The sequence below is a fragment of the Martinezella paranaensis genome, from assembly GCF_014200235.1.
GTDB lineage: Bacteria > Pseudomonadota > Alphaproteobacteria > Rhizobiales > Rhizobiaceae > Rhizobium > Rhizobium paranaense.
Genome location: NZ_JACHBI010000006.1, coordinates 205,265 through 222,577, shown reverse-complemented (window position 1 = coordinate 222,577; position 17,313 = coordinate 205,265). Strand labels below are relative to the sequence as shown.

Below are 17,313 nucleotides of genomic sequence, written 5' to 3'. Positions count from 1 at the left end.
AGCAAGGCATGGCCTTCCAAGCGACTAGATTCGTTGCACAAAAGCGCGCGTTAACGTTTCCCTACTTGCGCGCCACGGACCCGTTTTTTTGTTATCCATATTTTGCGACCCTCACTTGCTAGCTAATTTTCATTACGCTAAATTACGCAAGAGTTAGTTGTATCTATCGTCGCCATTCGGCGGCGCTCAGGGTTGTCAACGCGGGTTCTTCGTCTATCACCATGATCTGGAATCATCGCATCACGCGTATCGCTGTCGGACTGTTGCTGCTGACGATCGCCATCATCGTCTCATTACCGGCAATTACCGGCTTTACGAGCCGTGACGGCACCGTCAATGCCCGTTTCGCCATCGTCAACGCCCCCATCGACGGCATGATTTCAGGAGAGCCCGCCAAGGTTGGCACACCTGTCAACGAGGGCCAGACGCTTGCGGAAATCAACAACCCACGCGTCAACAGGGCAATCCTTGCGTCGCTCGAGGCGGATCGCAATACGGCGCGCGACCGCGTCGTGGCGCTGAAGGCGGAGCGAGACGCGCTTACCGCCCTTCGCGAGCAGCTATCCAAACGCCTGGACATTTTCAGGGAAGCGACGATTTCCAATCTGGAACGCGAAGTGGAGATCCTGAGAAAGAAAGTCCAGGTCTCCCAAGCCCAGGATCTTGCCGCACAGGTCGACCTGAGCCGCCGAATGGATCTTGAATCAAAAGGCATTCTCACGCAGAGGATGGTCGACGCCGCGCGCGCCGCCGGAGCTGCAACCGGCGGCGAGGTCGAAATCAGCAATCTGACCGTCGATCAGTTGGAGCAAAGGCTCACTGCGCTTCGCCAGGGTATATTTGCGTTCGGCGACGGGCAGAATGATGTGCCTTATTCGCGACAACGCCAGGACGAAGTTATCGTCCGGATCGGTGACTTGAACTCCCGCATAGCGGAAAATGAGACACGCGCCGCCGAAGTCGACAAGCAGTTGATCGAAGAACGAAACCGCGTCGGCAGCCTTGAGTCCGCAACCGCAATAGCCCCGTTCGATGGTGTGGTTTGGAGCAGGAGTATCGTCAACGGCTCCAATGTCGTGCTCAACAGTGAGCTGATGCGTCTCCTCGACTGCCGGGAGATGTTTGTCGATATCCTTGTTCCCGAGGTCGATTATGACGAGATTTATCCTGGGCTTGCTGCGCAGGTGCGGTTGTTCGGGCGCAGCGATGTCTTCAACGGCACGGTGGTTTCCGTAAAAGGCAGTTCAGCGGCTGTCGACAGTGATTCCTTTGCAGCCAGCCTGCCGGTGTCGTCGCAGCGCAATGCCCGCATTCGGGTTCATCTCGATCCGTCTTTCATGAACGACGACTTTGCGAATTTCTGCCAGGTCGGGCGGACGGTTCAGGTGCGGTTTCCCAAACACGGTATCGGCTTGACGAATTGGGTTAAAAACCTGTGGTTCAGTATCTTCTAGCGCTGGCTCCGACCTTTGTCGTTTTGGCCCTTTTTCTGCTGGGGCCGTTCAATTGGTCGCGCCACCATACCTGGACAAGGGCAATCACCTGCGCCTTCGTCGGAGCGATCGCGTTACGCTATATACTTTGGCGCCTGACGCAAACCGTTCTTCCCTATCCCTATGACGGCCTCAATTTCTATTGGGTGTGGTTTGTCTTCATCGTCGAGATGCTGGCCTTTACGGAGGTCGTGCTTTTCCTTGTGCTGATGAGCCGTTACGTCGATCGAAGCGCCGAAGCCGACAAGCTGGCGCGGGTCTTCTTTGCGCGCAACGAGCGGGAGCTGCCGACGGTGGATGTCTTCATTCCCACCTACAACGAACCGCTCGACGTGCTCGAAAGAACCATCGTTGGAGCGTTGTCGCTCGACTATCCAGCCGACAAACTCACAGTATACGTGCTCGACGACCAGCGCCGAGACTGGCTCAAGAGATTTTGCGAGGAAAAGAACGCAATTCACGTCACGCGCGGCGATAATTCGCACGCCAAGGCTGGCAACATGAACAACGGGCTGAAGGTCAGCTCGGGCGACTTCGTCGCCGTCTTCGATGCGGATTTTGTGCCATACCGGAATTTTCTGCGTCGGACGCTGCCTTTCTTTTCCGATGAAAGCGTCGGCATCGTCCAGACGCCGCAACATTTTTTCAATGTCGATCCGGTGCAATCGAACCTCGGGCTGGAGAATATCTGGCCGGATGAGCAGCGCTTGTTTTTCGACGAGATCGCTCCCAGCAGAGATGTGTGGGACGTCAGTTTTTGCTGCGGCTCGTGTTCGATCGCCCGGCGCAAAGCAATCGACGCGATCGGCGGCTTTCCAACGGAGTCCATCACGGAGGATCTGCTGACGACGTTGTCCATGCTCAACATGGGCTACAAGACGCGCTACTTGAACGAGCGTCTGTCGATGGGACTGGCAGCCGAAAACCTAACCGGCTATTTCGTGCAGCGCGAGCGGTGGTGTCAGGGCGGCATTCAGACGCTCTACCTGCATAATGGCCCGCTGCGCGGCCCGGGATTGTCGCTGTTTCAACGGATCATGTTCCTGCCGGCATCGTGGCTGGTGCAATATCTGGTCCGTTTCATGATATTGATCGTGCCGATCGTCTATCTTTGGTTCGGGCTGCTGCCGCTCTATTTTACCGATATCGCCGACTATGTTTCCTACCAGATACCGCTGCTGACGGCCTATTTCCTGCTGATGCTGTGGATAACACCGACGCGTTACCTGCCGATCATTTCAAGTGCCGTCGGGACATTTTCGACCTTCCGAATGCTGCCGACTGTCGTGTCCAGCTTGATCCGGCCGTTCGGCAAACCATTCAGGGTGACGCCGAAGGGTAGCGGCAACGAGGCGAACCAGTTCGACAGATACACGTTTACCTGTATCGCGAGCCTGATCGCGATCACCGCCGCCGGTCTGCTGATCAACATCGTGCCGGAAACCACCAATGTTCAAGGACAGTTTTCGCCGATCGCGGCCTTGTGGGCAGGTATCAATATCATTGTTTTGATCATCGCCTCTCTTATCTGCTTTGAAAAGCCCCGGCGATTGTTTCACGCGTTCAAACTGGAAGAGGCTGCCACGGTTGACGGTATCCCTGGAGAGGTCGTCAGCCTGGCGCTGGACAAAGCAGTCGTCGCAGTGCCCGTTGAAACCCAGTTTCAGTCTCGATCAGTCTCGCTAAAGTTTGACGGCTTCGCGCCATTCGCCGCAGAGCTCAAGCAGGTCACCCAGCGGCGAAGGAGCATCGCTCGCGGTGGCGACAAGCAAGCTTACTATCTTCATCTGTATTTCGATCTCAGCAAATCCGATCGCGACAGAATGATTGTGAAGCTCTACACCGGTGAATATTCGCAGGACATCCACGACATCGACAAAGTCGCCGTCTCGGTCAATCTTCTGCTGCGTTCGTTCGGGCGAACGCGCACCCTGTAATCGGAATCCCTTTGCGGCGGAAACCGATAGGCTCCCGCCGCAAACGTGACCTTTACTCGCCCCCTCAAGCCGCGAGCAGATCGTCGGCTGGACCGAAGAACTCGTAGTGAATGCGGTTCGACGGCACACCCACAAGCGACAGCGCCGAAACCGCGGAACGCAGGAAAAGACGCGGTCCGCAGATATAATAATCCGCCTCGCCGACCGGAGTATTGGAGACCAGCCAGTCGTCGGTGATAATGCCTGCTACGTCGTAATCCCGGTCTGCGGTTTCGTCGGCCAGCGGCGTTTGGTGAAAGTCGGTGACGCGTACCGCCTTGGCCCCTGCCGCAAGCGCGCGGACATGATCGCGCATCGCATGCGTCTCGCGATCATGCGTGCCGTGGACATAGTGGACCGGCACGTCACGGCCCTCGGCGACCAGCGCCTCCAGCATTGCCACCATCGGGGTCAGGCCCACGCCGCCAGAGAGCAACACCACAGGACGCTCGGGACGATCGGCGAGGAAGAATTCGCCTGCGGGTGCTGCGACCTTGAGGATCGTTCCCGCCACGGCCTTGTCATGGAGCCATCCCGAGGCAAGGCCGTGCGGCTCGCGCTTCACCGAAATACGGTAGGTTTCGCCGTTCGGCGCCGACGAAATCGAATAGTTGCGCTTGATCGGCGGATGGCCGGGGATATCGAGCCAGAAGGTGAGATATTGCCCCGGCTTGTGGTTCATGACGCTTCCCCCCTCAGCCGGCCGCAGGATGAACGATTGGATGACGGTGCTTTCACGGATGACCTTCTCGACACGGAAATCCCGCCAGCCGTTCCAGCCGCCGGCAACTTCCTTCTGTTCCGTGTAGACGCGCGCTTCGCGCGCAATCAGGATATCGGCAAGGAACCAATAGGCCTCTCCCCATGCGGCGAGGATGTCATCGGTCGCGGCATCGCCCAGCACGACCTTGATCGCGCCGAGCAGAGCGTCCGCGACATGGGGATAGTGCTCGGGAAGGATCTGAAGCCCGACATGCTTCTGCGCAATCCTCTCCACAGCAGGCGCAAGCGCGCCCAGATTGTCGATGTTGCTGGCGTAAGCAAGGATCGCTCCGGTTAGAGCCCGCGGCTGCGAACCAGCATCACCGTGATGCGACTGATTGAACAGATCCCGAATTTCCGCATTTTGGAACATCCGCGCATACATCTCCTTTACGATCTCGAGACCGTGGGCTTCGAGCGCGGGAACGGTGGCCTTGACCAGCGCGATGGTCTGCGTGCTGAGGGGCTGCTTCATCGATATCTCCTGTGATTTGAGTGATTTCGGGGGAGGCTGAAAACGTGCGATCGGCCGCCATTAGCGGTTGAATGTGGATCGGCGATCATTTCATTGAAGATCGGACCGATCTTCGTATCGGCCGGGGCATGAGCATAAAACACATCGATGAGGTGACCTAGCCCCTTGCCACCAAGCGTAAACCCCGCCATTGCCGAACTCCAAATCATGCATCCAGAATGCATCTATATCTTCGTCGGAAAACATGCAACAAGAATACATCATTAGGAGACATGCAGATGCGAATGACGCGCTACACCGACTATGCCATGCGCGTGATGCTCTATCTTGGCAGGGAGCCGGACAAGTTATGCTCGATCGGCGATATCGCACGCGGCTATGCCGTCTCGCAGAACCATCTGATGAAGATCGTCAACGATCTGGTGAACGCCGGCTATCTTGAGAGCGTGCGTGGGCGTCACGGCGGCATACGTCTTGCTAAGCCACCCGCCGAAATCAATATCGGCGCACTGGTCCGTCACACGGAGGACGACTTTGATCTGGTCGGCTGCGGCTCCTGCATCATCGCGCCCGCCTGCGGTCTTACCAGCGTGTTGGACGAAGCGCTGCAATCTTTTCTGACAACGCTCGATCGCTATTCCCTGGCCGATGTCCTTGCACGCAAGGGCGATTTCAAACATCTGCTGAAAGCGTCATAAAACAAAGTCGCAGGCCTTGGCGGCCAAGCTCCGCCAACTCAGTCCTTTGCCATCAGTCCGTGCAGAATAACATCCATATGCGCTTCGAAAAATGCGTCGACGTCCTGTGGTATGCGATCTGCGAAGATCATCTTCGATATACATAGCGTCACGGCCGCTCCTATCACCGTATCGGGAATCTTGATTGCTGGCGCATCTCGCAGTTCGCCGGCGGCAACTCCGTCTTCAAAAAGCTTTTGTGTCGCATCCATAAGCGGGACGATGAATTCTTCATGATGGCGATCCACGACCTGAGGAAAGCGTGCCCCCTCAGCGATCACAAAGCGGAGGAGTTCTCTCGTGTTCCGGTCCAGCACGATGCGATCGTAGGCCATGCGGAGAAAGGCCCTGATCCTTTCCGAGTAGGGGCCGCTCAGTGTCTTTGCGTAGGCGCTGACATCGGAAAACGACACGGAGATGCGACGAAGCATCTCCTCAAACAGCCGCTCTTTGGTGTCGAAATAGAAGTAGATCGTCCCCTTCGTCACGCCAACGCGACTGGCGATGTCCTCGACGCGTGTCGCCACATAGCCCCGCTCTACGAACTCTTCGAAGGCCGCATCGAGGATCTCATTGGGCCGTTGCGCTTTCCGCTGCGCGCGCAACCCCATTTGTTTTCCTGCTGACATCTCACGTCCTCCCTGGCTCGGGATACTTCGCCACAATCGCTTCCATAGTCACCAACTATTTCATTGACTAATCAGTCAGTCAATAATATTTGGCTGGACACGAACATGAAATCCGCGATCGAGGGGATGAAATGGGTAAATGGGCAATCATCATGGGGTTCGCGCTGACGCTCGCGCTTTCCTCATGCGATCAGAATGACAAGCAGGCCAAGCAAGTGCCGCAGAGCGTCAGAACCGTTGAGGCAGCGCTCAGCAAACCCACGGCAAAGACGACCGTGACCGGCGAAGTGAAGGCCCGGATTGAATCGGAGCTTTCGTTCCGCGTCAGCGGTCGGATTGTCGAGCGAAACGTCGATGTCGGAGCGAAGGTCAAGGCCGGCGACCTGCTGGCCAAGATAGATCCGCAAGAACAGCAGGCAGACGTCGATGTGGCAACCGCAAGCCTTCAGGCAGCCGAAGCACAGTTGACGCAGGCACGATTGGCGGACGCACGCCAGGAAAGCCTCTTCAAAAACCAAGTCACCACCCGAGCTGCCTACGATGCCGCCCGGGAGACGCTTCTGACCGCTCAAGGGACTGAGGAGGCAGCCAAGGCTCAGCTTGAAACCGCCAAGGATGCCCTTTCCTATACCGAACTTCGCGCCGACGCGGACGGGATCATCACGGAACGCAACGCCGAGGTCGGCCAGGTGGCGCAGGCGGCTCAGTCCGTATTCACGCTCGCCCATGACGGTCCGCGCGATGCGGTCTTCAATGTCTTCGAGTCGCTGTTTCTCAAGGAGCGCCCCGACAAGCAGGTTGAGGTCGCCCTGATTTCCAATGCCGCCAGGCGGGTATCGGCGACGGTGCGTGAGATATCGCCGACGATCGATGGCACTACGGGCACGATCAGGGTCAAGGTCGGGCTGGAAAATGGTGCCAGCATGCCGCTCGGAGCGGCGGTCACGGGGACGTTCAGCATGCCGTCGGCAGAAGCAATCGTCCTGCCGTGGGGCGCCATGGCATCGGCGGGCGGCCAGCCGGCGGTCTGGGTCGTCGACCCCGCCACGAGCGAGGTCTCCTTACGCAAAGTTCAAGTCGCGGAATATGACACCGGACAGTTCGCGGTCAGTGCCGGACTTAAGCCACATGAGATCGTGGTTGCTGAAGGCGGCAAATTCCTGCGCCCCGGCCAGCACGTCGACCATTCCCAAGAGGCCGCGAAATGAGAAACTTCCTGATTGCAGCATCGTTGCTGCTGGCAACGTCGATGCTGACCTCCTGCGACGCGAAGCCCGCCGAGTCCGAACAGAAAATACGGCCGGTTCTGTCGACGATCATCAAACCAGAGCCCGTCATCAGCCTGAAACTGCCTGGCACGATCGAACCGAGAATCGAGACGGAACTTGGCTTTCGCGTGCTAGGCCGGGTCGTCGCGCGTGACGTCAATGTCGGCGATCTCGTCACCAAGGGACAGGTGGTCGCCGCCATCGATCCCCTTTCACTCGAGCTTGCTGTCCGCAGCGCCCGCGCCGACCTTTCAAACAGCCAGGCGCAATTGACCAATGCCTCGACATCGGAAGAACGCCAGCGCGCGCTTGCCGAATCCCGATCGGGCAGCGAAGCCGCTCTCGAAAGCGCCGAGCAGGCGAAAAAGTCAGCGGCCGCTTCCGTCGCCAAAGCGCAAGCCAATCTGGCGAAAGCGGAAGAACAGCTTGGCTATGCCCAGTTGGAAGCGGAGTTCGATGGCGTGGTCACAGCGACATCGGCGGAGATCGGCCAGGTCGTCTCGGCTGGACAAACCGTCCTGACTGTTGCGCGTCCGGACGTGCGCGAGGCGGTCATCGATATCCCAGAGGCAAGCCTTGACGGCCTGAAGCCGGGTTCGCCGTTCGAGATCGCTCTGCAGCTTGATCCGGCCATAAGGGTCACAGGCATCGTACGCGAAATTGCGCCTGAAGCGGAGGCGACCACGCGGACGAGGCGCACAAAGATAACGCTTGCCAATCCGCCGGACGCATTCCGTCTGGGTTCGATCATTACGGCAAGCGCTGTCGTCGACAGCGCGCCGACCATCTCTCTCCCATCGACCGCCATCCTAGACAAAGACGGCCAGCCCGGCGTCTGGGTGATCGACCCTCAGAAAGCGACGGTATTCCGCAAGGCAGTAACCCTCGATGGCTCCTTTAGCGATCCGGACCGGGTACGGGTCCTCGGCGGCCTCCAGATCGGCGATCAAGTAGCGATTGCCGGCGTCCATCACCTGACCGAAGGCCAGAAGGTCAAACTCACGCAGGAGAACCAACTTTGAAGTCCTTCAACCTCTCCGACTGGGCGCTCGAACACCGTTCGATGATCTGGTACTTCATGATCGTCTTCCTTCTCGCCGGCGTGTTTTCCTATATGGGGCTCGGCCGCGAAGAAGACCCCTCCTTCACCATCAAGACCATGGTCATCCAGGCGCAATGGCCAGGCGCTTCCGCCGAGGAAGTCACCAAGCAGGTGACCGATCGCATCGAGAAGAAGCTGGAAGAACTCGAATCGCTGGACCACACCCGCAGTGTCACCACCGCGGGGCAGACGACCATTTTCGTCGAACTGCTTCCAACGACAAAAGCCAAGAATGTGGAAAGCACCTGGGTGCGCGTCCGCAACATGGTCGCGGACATACAGGGCGATTTTCCGTCCGGCGTGGTTGGACCGTTCTTCAACGACCGCTTCGGCGACGTCTACGGCAATATCTTCGCCTTCACCAGCGACGGCCTCTCCCAGCGGCAGCTTCGCGACCTCGTCGAAGATGCGCGCGCCCGTATTCTCACTGTTCCGAACGTCGGCAAGGTCGATATCATCGGGGCGCAGAACGAAGCGGTCTATCTTGAATTCTCCACCCGCAAGATCGCCGCGCTCGGCATCGATCGCCAGTCCATCATCTCGACGCTGCAGGCGCAAAACGCCGTCACCCAATCCGGTTTCGTCGAGGCGGGGCCCGAGCGCATCGCGCTTCGCGTGGGCGGCCAGTTTGCTTCGGAGGATAGCCTGCGCGCGATCAACCTCCGGGTCAACGACCGCTTCTTTCCTCTGACCGATGTCGCGACGATCAAGCGCGGCTATGTCGATCCGCCGTCTGCGCTTTTCCGCTTCAATGGCCAGCCGGCCATCGGCGTTGCGATCGGCATGAAGCAGGGCGCCAATCTGCTTGAATTCGGCAAGGCTCTGGAAAAGAAGGTCGATGAGATCGTCAGCATTTTGCCGGTGGGCGTCGATGTTCATCAGGTTTCCGATCAGCCGGCCGTCGTCGATGAGGCTGTTTCAGGCTTTACCCGCGCGCTCTTCGAAGCAATCGCCATCGTGCTTGCGATCAGCTTCATCAGCCTCGGGCTGAGAGCGGGCCTGGTCGTTGCGATCTCCATTCCGCTCGTCCTTGCCATTACATTCCTCGTGATGACCTATGCGGGCATTTCGCTGCAGCGCATCTCGCTCGGCGCCCTGATCATCGCACTCGGCCTCTTGGTCGACGACGCCATGATTGCCGTCGAGATGATGGTGGCACGTCTGGAGGTCGGCGACGACCTGCGCAAGGCGGCGACCTACGTTTACACCTCGACGGCCTTCCCCATGTTGACCGGCACGCTCGTCACCGTCGCGGGCTTCATTCCGATCGGCCTCAACGACAGTGCCGCCGGCGAGTTCACCTTCACGCTCTTCGTCGTGATCGCAGTATCGCTGCTGGTCTCCTGGATCGTCGCGGTTCTCTTCACCCCACTGCTAGGGGTGACGATCCTGCCCAAAACCATGAAGAAGCATCACGAGAAGAAGGGCTGGTTCGCTTCGCTATTCTCGGGGACTCTCGCAACCGCGATGCGCTTCCGGTGGGCGACCATCGCGCTCACCATCGTTGCCTTTGGATTTTCCATCTTCGGCATGGGCTATGTGCAACAACAGTTCTTCCCGTCATCGGATCGGCCGGAACTGATCGTCGACTGGAACCTGCCGCATAACAGCTCGATCACCGAAACGAACCGGCAGATGGCCCAGTTCGAACGGGAAATGCTTGCCAACAATCCGAGCATCGATCACTGGTCCAGCTATATCGGCCAGGGTGCGCCGCGCTTCATCCTCTCCTTCGACGTGCAGACGCCTGACGTTACCTTCGGCCAGACGGTCATCGTGACGAAGGGGCTGGACGTACGCGACAAAGTGCGGGCCGAGCTTCAGGATTACCTCAAGAAGACTTTCCCCGGAACGGACGCTTTCGTAAAGCTGCTGGATATCGGTCCGCCGGTCGGCAAGCCTGTTCAATACAGGATCAGCGGCCCGGACATCCAAAAGGTCCGCAGCATAGCGCAGGACTTTGCGGGCATCATGGGTGACAACCCATTGCTCAACGGCATCAACTTCGACTGGAACGAACCCGCCCGCGTCATCAAGGTCGACGTGCTGCAGGACAAGGCGCGCCAGCTCGGCGTCTCGTCCGAAGACATCGCCACCACACTCAACAGCATCGTCGAAGGATCGAGCAGCACCCAAATCCGCGATGACATCTACCTTATCGATGTGATCGGACGGGCTCAGACGGAAGAGCGCGGCTCTATCGAAACGCTGCAGAACCTGCAACTGCCAGCCTCGAACGGAAAGGCGGTTCCTCTGTCGGCCGTAGCAACTTTCCGCTACGAGCTGGAGCAGCCGACCATCTGGCGCCGCGCACGCATCCCGACGATCACGATCAAGGCGGGCGTGACTGGCGACGTCCAGCCGGCAACCGTCGTCCAGCAGCTCGACGAGAAGGTCGAGCAATTCAGGAAGACGCTGCCCGTCGGCTACTCGGTCATCGTCGGCGGTGCCGTCGAGGAAAGTGCCAAGGCACAGGGACCGATCGCCGCTGTCGCTCCCATGATGATTTTCGTGATGGCGACTATCCTCATGATCCAGTTGCAGAGCTTCAGCCGGCTGTTCCTTGTCTTTGCGGTCGCCCCCACGGCTCTCATCGGCGTCGTTGCCGCCCTGCTGATGAGCAATGCGCCGCTCGGCTTCGTGGCGATATTGGGTGTGCTGGCGCTGATCGGCATCCTGATCCGAAACTCGGTCATTCTCGTCGTGCAGATCGAGGATCTCAGAAGATCGGGGGTCAGTGCCTGGCATGCCGTGATCGAGGCAACCGAACACCGCATGCGGCCCATCATGCTGACGGCGGCCGCCGCCACCCTGGCCCTGATCCCCATTTCGCGCGAGGTGTTCTGGGGACCGATGGCCTACGCCATGATGGGCGGCATCGTGGTCGGTACAGTCCTGACGCTGCTGTTCCTACCCGCTCTCTACGTGACCTGGTTCCGGATACCGAGAGAAACGGCAGAAAAAGCGTCGGCATAACGTCAAGCAACGGACCTGCGCTGGAATATTCGAACGGCGCAGGTCCATTTGGGGGGCACGACCATTCAAGACCACGTCGATTGGCTGATCCAACAGGGTATGGCCTGCAACGATATTGGCGACCTCATCGCCGGACTCTGTCGGCGGCTGATCGCGGACGGCTTGCCTTTATGGCAGGCGAGCATCGCAATGCCGTCAATTCACCCCGTTTACCGTGGAGTCATGGCAAGCTTTACGAGGGGTGCGGAGACCGTCACCGAGAATGACGAATATGGGAGCGCCAGCGAGGAAAGCTTTGCCCGCGCACCGGTCTTTTATCTGTTGGAAAACGACCTGCTTTTCGGCAGGTGGAAAATCTCGCGGGGCGAAGGTGTCGAGCTATATCCTGATCTGGCCGAGCTCCTGCAAAAGGGCGGCACTGACCACGTCATCAATCTCGTAGCCTTTCCCACGGAAGTTGCTCTGCGCGGCATGGCCTTCTCGGTGACCACCGATCGTCTCATCGGCTTCTCCGATGCGCATCTCGAAACGCTAAAGGCGCTGCTGCCGAGTCTCGGGCTGACCTGTTACCGCATGGCCGCGACCAAGACGGCAACTGATATGTTGGCAGTCTATACCGGCGCAAGAACCAGCGTGCACATCCTGGGCGGCGAGACGCAAAGAGGCGCAGGTGGCGCGCTTCACGCGGCAATCCTGTTGGCCGATCTCAGCAACTTCACCGCCCTGACGGAATCGCATTCGCGCGACGAGATCGTCGCCATGCTCAACCAGCGCTTCGAACTGGTCGGGCAGAATGTCGAGGAACACAATGGCGAGATACTGAAGTTCATGGGAGATAGCGTTCTTGCAATCTTCCCCGCCGATATCGATTCCCCGAATGAGGCGTGCCGGAATGCCGTTGCGTCCGCTCAGCACATTCTTGCGGCAAACAGGGCTCTGAACGATGACGGCCTCCGCCGATCTGGTCCGCCCGTCGACATCGATATCGTACTGCATCTCGGAGAAGTTTTTTACGGCAATGTCGGCGCGCGCGGCCGACTGGATTTCACGGTAATCGGCCCGGCGGTCAACGAGACATCCAGGCTCGAAAAACTCTGCGACGAACTTCAGCAACATCTCCTGCTTTCCGAAAGCTTTGCAGCGGCCAGCGGCCTCGCATGCGAGCGACTGGGAGATTTCAAGTTGCGCGGAGTTTCAAAGCCTGCGGCCGTGTTCAAACTGGCTTGACGCCCCACTCCGGCGTCTGAAGGGCAATGGAGGCTTCAATTGGCGAAGTGGACGACGACTCCAGGCCTGACCATACCGGCCAATTCCTCGGCGTCCCAGTTTGTCAGGCGGACGCACCCGTGCGACTGCCCCTTGTCGATGAGTTCCGGATCGGGGGTTCCATGAATTCCGTATGTGGGCTTGTCCAGATCGATCCATACGCTGCCGACCGGCCCATTTGGCCCTTTCGGTATGATCAGAACCTTCTTGTTCTTGCCCTGTTTGAAGTTGAGTTTCGGGTCGTACCGATAGATCGGCATCCTTGCGACGCCTTTCACCTTGTGGGTTCCTGACGGCGAAGGATTGTCCTCACTGCCGATCGTTGCTGGATAGACTACCAATAATGCGTCGTTCCGATCATAGGCCATGACCTGGCCGGTTCCCTTGTTGATCTCGATGCGCTTGACACGTCCTTCCTTCGGCGAACCGGGCGAGACGACCAAAACCGTCCTGCCAGGAGCAAAGTCCGAGCCCGGATTGAGCTTATTCAGCAGGCCGGTGGCCATATGAAACCGTTCCGATAGCCGCTCCGCCACGCTGGTATATCCCATGCTCTTCATCTTCGCTTTTTCACCGTAATCGTCGGGAATGTGGTCAACCAGTCCCTCGGCATCCTCCGGCGTGACGCGGTAAGTCTGGGTGATCGGCGCGTCGCTCTCGAGGCGGGCGACCACATCCGGATCGAGCTTCCCATCGGCTGGAAGGCGATTGAGCGCCTCGAAGCCCGCTATAGCCTTGCTGACATTGTCTCCATAGAAGCCGTCGATCACGCCGGGAGATGCGCCGGCTCGATCGAGCAGCACCTGGAGACGGATGATCGAAGGGTCCGGCTCCTTGGATGCCTTGGGAGGACGCTCCGGCGCGACGGAGGCGAGCGACGCCGTGTTGATCGTCTCAGGGCCGAGCGCTTGCGCGGCTGCACCGCCGAACGACAGCGGGAGCATGAGAATCGCGATCGCAGCGTGGGTCTTCATGAAACGTCCAATGGCCAGAAGCGCATCTTGTTCCGAGGTCCGTGAGAACTCCCATTGCAGGACGATCCATGGCCAGGCCATGTCGACTTTCACACCCCGTTATGCGGGGGCAGCCATGCTCTCACGCTGAATAAATCGGCTGCGAATGACGTTTCGCATCTCCAGCTTTTGCTCCGGCCGATCGATGGCTGCCAGCAGGAGGGCGACTGCCGCCTGGCCCATTTCCTCGACGGGCTGCTCGATGGTCGAAAGCGGTGGCGAGCAGAATGCGCAAACGGGCGAACCGTCGAAAGAGACGACTGAGAGGTCGTCCGGAATCCTCAGCCCCATACATTGCATCCGGCTCATGAAAGAAATTGCCATATCGTCGCTGGTCGCGATGACGGCGGTCGGTTTATCCGCAAGACCAGCAAAATCATCGGCCGCCTGCACCCCGATGTCGAAACCCTGCTGATAATCCAGATTGCCGCCTGACCGGACCACCGCAGATTCGGACAATCCCGCCTTCTCTAACGCCTCAAGGACGCCTCCATAACGCTCGACATCGTGATAATTGCCCTCTGGGCCAGCAAGATAGAGAAAACGGCGATGGCCGAGACGGATAAGATCGGCAGTCACGTCCTGCATAGCCTCGCGGTCGTTCGTCACCACGCTGGGCAGGCCTGCATCGCTCATGTCCAACAGCATAGAGACGATCGGCAGGCCAGCGCTGGCGAGAGAACGTCCATCTATTTCTGGCAGTTTGGATGACAGAATGATCGCGCCGCGAACAGTTCCGCCAAAAGCAAGATCCAGAATATGTCTTTCGGAAGCTTCATCGCGGCCGAGATTGGCGATCATCAAATTGTAGCCTTCCTTGATAAGAGACTTATTGATGCTCTGCAGCACCTGCGGGATGACCTGGGAAGCGCCGTAATAGAGAGAACCCGGCAGAATGATCATAATGGTGTTCGACTTGCCGACCCTGAGGCCGCGGGCCATCGCATTCGGCGTGTAGCCCAATTGCTTGGCCGCCGCATCGATCTTGGCGCGCGTCTTCTCATTGACGCGCCCAGGATTGGCAAGTGCGCGGCTGACCGTGGAAATTGCCACTCCAGCCAGCTGCGCGACATCCGCCATCAAAGGCCCTGATTGCTCCACCGGCACGCCTTTGTTTTTTTTCAATTTTTTCCATCCTTCCCGATGCCTGCTGCGCCGGATGCTACGGCAATCGTAGCCATATAGCAAACGATTGCCAAAAATCGCTTGCATAAAAAAACGACTTGTCTACTATCTGAGCATGGCAAACGATTGCCAATAACAGTGCCTTGGAATCATTATGGATTACTTGTTGCGGAACCTCGATTCCGCAACCGATCCTCTGTGCCCGGAGAACGGATAGCGTCATGATCTCAACCGAACGGCTTCGCTTTGGCGTCGATCTCGTCACCTTTTTTCACCCAGGCTTTTGGGGCGTGAAGGATTACGACGGCATCATTGCACTCTCCCGACGCGAACCTCGCGCCTTTTGGGACAAGATCCTTGATGCTGCGCAGACTTCCGGCGTTAGCGGCGTGGAGTTGACCTTCTCGCCGTTCAACTGGCAGGACGCGACGAAAACCTATGGCTCACGCGAGGCCTTCGCTGCCGAGCTTTCCAGCCGCGGACTGACACTGGCGAGCGGCTTTTTCGCAGAGCTGGAAGCGGCCGGCGATTTTACGGAGGCCAACGCACAGGCCGCCATCATCGAAAAGGCTGAGAAATACGCTGAATTCCTCAAAGCCTGCGGCAGCGACATCATGGTCATCGGCGCGCCGCTGCGTCAGACGCTCGGCGCTCAACCGGTACGGTTCTTCGATTTCGAGCAGGCGCGCAAGATTGCCGATTTCCTCAATCGTCTCGGTGCTACTCTTTATACCAGGGGTGTGCGGCTGGCCCTCCACACCGAGGCGCACTCGATCTTCGCTGCCTCCCGCGATGTCGATTTGCTGATGCTGCTGACAGACCCGGCCTACGTGCATATGTGCCCGGACACGGCCCATATCATCGTTGCCGGCTCCGACCCGCTGCAGGTTGTCGAGCGTCATCACGAGCGCATGATCATCGCCCACTGGAAGGATGCACTCGGACCTATGCCGGCCAATACCCCGATCGATGAACACATCCATGATCGCCATCACCCCTATTTCTGCGGCTTCGGACTCGGCCGCGTCGATTGGCCAGGCTGGATCAGGTTGTTGCGCGACCGCGGCTATGAGGGCTGGGCCATTCTCGAACTCGATGCCGCACCGGATCCGGTCGCCGACATCGCAAACGGGCTCAAGCTCGTGCGGCAGGCGCTTTTGCCGACCTATCGCTGATTTCATGACCCGAAAACCAAAAGCCCCGGCAAGAGGGCTTTCTTGAAGAGGTGGAACGATGAAAAACACAATGAAGCTCTTACTGGTGGGAGCCACCGTGCTCTCAGCAGCCATTTCCTCGGCCCGTGCCGAAGACAATCCAAAAGCCGAGGTGATGACCTCCTGGACCTCCGGCGGAGAAGCGGCGGCTCTGGACGTCATCAAGCAGGAATTTGAAAAGCGCGGCGGGGTCTGGAAGGATTCGTCCATCGCTGGTTTCGGCGCCGCCGACGCAGCTTTTCAGAATCGCTTGGTCGCGGGCGATCCGCCGGCCGCCAAGCAAACCGTGCTTGGCCTCGCCAATGCGGACTTCGTCAATCAGGGCCTTTTGACCCCGATCGATGGCATCGCGAAAGCCGGAAAATGGGCTGATGTCCTGCCGAAATCGATCGCCGACCTCATCTCATACAATGGTCAGGTCTATCTTGCCCCCACCGGCGCCCATGGCGAAAGCTGGGTGTTCTATTCCAAAGAGACCTTCGCCAAGGCCGGCGTGAACGAAGAGCCCAAGAGCTGGGACGAATTCTTCGCGGCTCTCGACAAGCTTAAGGCCGCCGGTGTGCTTCCAGTTGCCTGGGGCGGTCAATCCTGGCAGGAATCCAAGGTCTTCAACATGATCCTGCTGACACAGGTCGGCATTGACGGTTTCCTGAAGATCTACGTCGACAAGGACAAGGGCGACGCATCGACGGAAGGCGTGAAGAAGACGCTCGATATTCTCGGCAAGCTGCGTAGCTACGTCGATGAAGGTGCAGCAGGCCGGAACTGGAATGACGCCACCGCCATGGTCATCACCGGAAAGGCCGGCGTGCAATTCATGGGCGATTGGGCCAAGGGCGAATTCGTTGCCGCTGGCAAGGTGCTCGGCAAGGACTATGGCTGCATGCTCGCTCCGCAATCGCCGGGTATGGTTTATGTCGCCGATTCCTTCTCCTTCCCGAAGATCGCCGATGCGGCTTCACAGCAAGGACAGACGCTACTGGCCCAAGTCGCCATGGATCCGGCCGTGCAGGTCGAATTCTCGCTTAAGAAGGGCTCCGTGCCGATGCGCAGCGACGTCGACAAGTCGAAGCTCGATGTTTGTGCCCAGAAGGGACTGGAGCTGATGAGCGCCGGTAAGATCGTCCCGGATCAGGCGCTGATCCTCTCTCCGCAGCAGGCCGGCGCACTCAACGACTTCGTCGACGAGTTCTGGACCAACCCTTCCGAAGACAGCGCCTCTGGCGCCGCGAAGTTTTTCGCGATCTTCGAATAGGGCCTCGTCATGCGCCGACCGC

13 protein-coding genes are annotated in these 17,313 nt (G+C 58.7%); 9 read left to right on the top strand and 4 right to left on the bottom strand.

Annotation, left to right across the window (positions count from 1 at the left end; all coding sequences use genetic code 11):
* Nucleotides 1-221: 221 nt before the first annotated feature.
* Together GGD50_RS16870 and GGD50_RS16865 are read left to right on the top strand one after the other, a co-directional pair.
* Nucleotides 222-1,454 (top strand): HlyD family secretion protein, encoded by a 1,233-nt coding sequence (locus tag GGD50_RS16870; RefSeq protein WP_183938498.1) that lies wholly within the window; start codon nucleotides 222-224, stop codon nucleotides 1,452-1,454.
* Entirely contained in the window at nucleotides 1,436-3,430 is a 1,995-nt protein-coding gene (locus GGD50_RS16865) for a glycosyltransferase (RefSeq protein WP_183938497.1), read from the top strand. Before GGD50_RS16870 ends, GGD50_RS16865 begins: the two co-directional genes overlap by 19 nt.
* A 64-nt stretch (nucleotides 3,431-3,494) precedes the next feature.
* Here the strand turns inward: GGD50_RS16865 and hmpA are convergent, their stop codons facing one another.
* Nucleotides 3,495-4,706, bottom strand: a complete 1,212-nt coding sequence (gene hmpA / locus GGD50_RS16860) for an NO-inducible flavohemoprotein (RefSeq protein ID WP_183938496.1) — start codon at nucleotides 4,704-4,706, stop codon at nucleotides 3,495-3,497.
* A 278-nt stretch (nucleotides 4,707-4,984) separates the two neighbouring features.
* Between hmpA and GGD50_RS16855 the strand changes: the two genes are divergently transcribed.
* Complete coding sequence (locus GGD50_RS16855) at nucleotides 4,985-5,404, top strand: RrF2 family transcriptional regulator (RefSeq protein WP_183938495.1); 420 nt, start codon at nucleotides 4,985-4,987, stop codon at nucleotides 5,402-5,404.
* Nucleotides 5,405-5,442: 38 nt separating this feature from the next.
* Here GGD50_RS16855 and GGD50_RS16850 read toward each other — a convergent pair whose 3' ends face one another.
* Entirely contained in the window at nucleotides 5,443-6,072 is a 630-nt protein-coding gene (locus GGD50_RS16850; protein WP_183938494.1) for a TetR/AcrR family transcriptional regulator, read from the bottom strand.
* Between the two features lie 131 nt (nucleotides 6,073-6,203).
* Here GGD50_RS16850 and GGD50_RS16845 point away from each other — a divergent pair, with 131 nt between their 5' ends.
* The 4 genes from GGD50_RS16845 to GGD50_RS16830 all read left to right on the top strand — a co-directional run bounded on the left by GGD50_RS16845 (nucleotide 6,204) and on the right by GGD50_RS16830 (nucleotide 12,645).
* Nucleotides 6,204-7,280, top strand: coding sequence for an efflux RND transporter periplasmic adaptor subunit (locus GGD50_RS16845; RefSeq protein WP_183938493.1), 1,077 nt, complete (start codon nucleotides 6,204-6,206; stop codon nucleotides 7,278-7,280).
* Nucleotides 7,277-8,362: an efflux RND transporter periplasmic adaptor subunit gene (locus GGD50_RS16840; protein WP_183938492.1), complete on the top strand. Its 1,086-nt coding sequence runs from the start codon at nucleotides 7,277-7,279 to the stop codon at nucleotides 8,360-8,362. The genes GGD50_RS16845 and GGD50_RS16840 overlap by 4 nt, the downstream gene beginning before the upstream one ends.
* Nucleotides 8,359-11,418, top strand: a complete 3,060-nt coding sequence (locus GGD50_RS16835) for an efflux RND transporter permease subunit (protein ID WP_183938491.1) — start codon at nucleotides 8,359-8,361, stop codon at nucleotides 11,416-11,418. The genes GGD50_RS16840 and GGD50_RS16835 overlap by 4 nt, the downstream gene beginning before the upstream one ends.
* A 222-nt stretch (nucleotides 11,419-11,640) precedes the next feature.
* Complete coding sequence (locus GGD50_RS16830) at nucleotides 11,641-12,645, top strand: adenylate/guanylate cyclase domain-containing protein (protein ID WP_246451255.1); 1,005 nt, start codon at nucleotides 11,641-11,643, stop codon at nucleotides 12,643-12,645.
* 35 nt (nucleotides 12,646-12,680) lie between these two features.
* On the opposite strand, the gene GGD50_RS16825 is transcribed toward GGD50_RS16830, so the two are convergent.
* Nucleotides 12,681-13,658 (bottom strand): L,D-transpeptidase family protein, encoded by a 978-nt coding sequence (locus GGD50_RS16825; protein WP_183938642.1) that lies wholly within the window; start codon nucleotides 13,656-13,658, stop codon nucleotides 12,681-12,683.
* Nucleotides 13,659-13,757: 99 nt separating this feature from the next.
* On the bottom strand, nucleotides 13,758-14,822 hold the full coding sequence (locus GGD50_RS16820) for a LacI family DNA-binding transcriptional regulator (protein WP_183938490.1): 1,065 nt from the start codon (nucleotides 14,820-14,822) through the stop codon (nucleotides 13,758-13,760).
* Between the two features lie 221 nt (nucleotides 14,823-15,043).
* On the opposite strand from GGD50_RS16820, the gene GGD50_RS16815 reads away from it, so the two are divergent.
* Entirely contained in the window at nucleotides 15,044-15,997 is a 954-nt protein-coding gene (locus GGD50_RS16815; RefSeq protein ID WP_183938489.1) for a sugar phosphate isomerase/epimerase family protein, read from the top strand.
* Nucleotides 15,998-16,055: 58 nt separating this feature from the next.
* The gene (locus tag GGD50_RS16810; RefSeq protein WP_183938488.1) at nucleotides 16,056-17,291 is read left to right on the top strand and encodes an ABC transporter substrate-binding protein; all 1,236 of its coding nucleotides are present in this window, start codon (nucleotides 16,056-16,058) and stop codon (nucleotides 17,289-17,291) included.
* Nucleotides 17,292-17,313 lie beyond the last annotated feature (22 nt).